General features: G+C 72.1%; 2 protein-coding genes. Both read left to right on the top strand.

All coding sequences use genetic code 11. From position 1 onward, the window contains the following. Positions 1-1435, top strand: a 1435-nt coding sequence (locus tag VIP82_RS09260; protein ID WP_331907848.1) for a S1C family serine protease, incomplete at its 5' end; no start/stop codon positions are given. 68 nt (positions 1436-1503) lie between these two features. After that, positions 1504-2184 (top strand): CDP-glycerol glycerophosphotransferase family protein (locus tag VIP82_RS09255; RefSeq protein ID WP_331907846.1); only part of this gene is annotated, 681 nt, incomplete at its 3' end.

Here is a 2184-nt window from a genome sequence, read left to right as displayed (position 1 = left end):
CGCGCCGCCCGCCGGCTACCCCGCCGGGGCGCAGGCCTACGCCCGCCCCCAGGGTTACGCGGGCCAGCCCGCGCCGTACCCCCACTCGTACGCCGGTCAGCAGGCCCCCGCCGCTCCCGCCCCGGGTGCAGCGTTCGGCGTGACTCCGGCCGACTCCCAGCCGACGCTGCCGCTCGGCGGTGCGACCGGCGCCGCGCCGACCTCGACGGCGGCGGCGACCACCGCGCCGAAGAAGCAGACGGCCGCCGGCAAGGTCGTCGGACTCATCGTCGCCGCCGCGATCGTGGGCGGCGCGGCAGGTCTCGGCGGCGCCTACGCGGGCGTCAACTGGTTCACGCCGGTGAGCACCTCGCCGGTCGCAGGGCCCACGACCGTCACCGTCAACGACACCGACTCGGTCAACCAGACCACCGCCATCGCCGCGAAGGTGCTGCCGAGCGTCGTCACCATCGCGGCGACGGGCTCATCGACCGCCGGCACCGGTTCGGGCGTCGTTCTCACGGAGGACGGCTACGTCGTCACCAACACCCACGTCGTCACGCTCGACGGCGCCACCGGCGACGCGGCGATCCGCGTGACCACGTCCGACGGTCGGGTCTACGACGCCGAGGTCGTCGGCACGGACCCGACGTACGACCTGGCCGTCATCAAGCTCACGGACGCCGAGGGCCTCACGCCGATCGACTTCGCGGACTCGAGCAAGCTCAACGTCGGCGACACGACGGTCGCTGTCGGTGCCCCGCTGGGTCTGGCGAACTCCGTCACCGAGGGCATCATCAGCGCGCTCAACCGGTCGATCCAGATCGCCTCGTCGGCCGCGCCCGACGGCGGTGACACGGAGGACCAGGACCCGCAGGAGGAGAACGGCCAGGAGGGCCCGTTCCGCTTCGACTTCGGCCAGGGCGACCAGGGCACCGCGGCGACCGAGAGCATCTCCATCGCGGTGATCCAGACCGACGCGGCCATCAACCCCGGCAACTCGGGCGGTGCGCTCGTCGACTCCGACGGCAAGCTGATCGGCATCAACGTCGCCATCGCGACCGCGGGCGGGTCGTCCTCCGACGGCTCCGGCTCGATCGGCGTGGGCTTCTCGATTCCCTCCGACATCGTCCAGCGCATCACCGACGAGATCATCGACAGCGGAGAGGCGACCCACGGTCTGCTCGGCGCGAGCGTGAAGCCCGCGGCATCCGTCGAGGAGTCGACGATCACCGGCGCCTACATCGCGGAGGTCACGGACGGCGGTGCGGCGGCCGAGGCCGGCCTGGAGCAGGGCGACGTGGTCACCGGCTTCAACGGCGTGCCGATCACCGACGCGACCGACCTCACCGCGCAGGTGCGCGCGGCGGCAGCCGGAAGCAAGGCTGAGGTCACGTTCGTCCGCGACGGCAAGACGCAGACGGTGGAAGTGACGCTGGGCTCGCTCCAGCAGTAGTTCTTCTCCTAGGACGCCATCTCGCGAGTCAGCGAGCCTCGATACGGGCTCGCAGGTAGGCTCGCGGGATGGCGTCCTTCTCTTTCGGCGCGGGGAATGCGCGAAAGCTCGCGACGATCCCGCTGTATGCCGCAGGACGCATCTTCACGCTCCTCGTTCCCCGTACGCCCGACGAATGGGTGTTCGGCTGCGCGGTCGGCATCGGCGACGGCGCGCTCGCCCTGTGGGAGGTCGCGGCCGCCGACGATCGCACCGCGGTGTGGCTGGTCGACTCGAAGCGGGAGGCGACGGATGCCGCGGCCCGCGGCATCCGTGCCGTTCCGAAGCGTTCGATCCAGGGGCTGTGGCGCACAGCGCGTGCCCGCGTGATCGTCGTCACCCACGGCTTCGGCGATGTGAACAGATACACCGTCTCGGGCGCGTTCGTGGTGCAGCTGTGGCACGGGATCCCGCTCAAGCGCATCGGGCTCGATTCGCCCGAGACCGTCCGCGTGCCGGGTGCGATCGCCGCGACACCGGCCGCAGGCGTCGTCAGGACGCTGCTGCGAACGATGTACCGCGGTGCGGCGCGTCGCATCCGGATCCTTCCGGCGGCTTCGCACCTCGTGCGCGGCCGGCTCGAATCCGCGTTCGGGCTGCGTGACGCCGACGTGCCGGTCACCGGCGAGCCCCGTGTCGACGTGCTCTCGCGCGGCACCGCGGCCGTGCGCCGCGCCGAGGCTCGCGCGGCCATCGGCCGCGCTGTGCCG

Source organism: Microbacterium sp., from assembly GCF_036566905.1.
In the GTDB taxonomy this organism is placed as follows: domain Bacteria; phylum Actinomycetota; class Actinomycetes; order Actinomycetales; family Microbacteriaceae; genus Microbacterium.
This window is presented reverse-complemented; position numbering and strand designations above follow the sequence as displayed.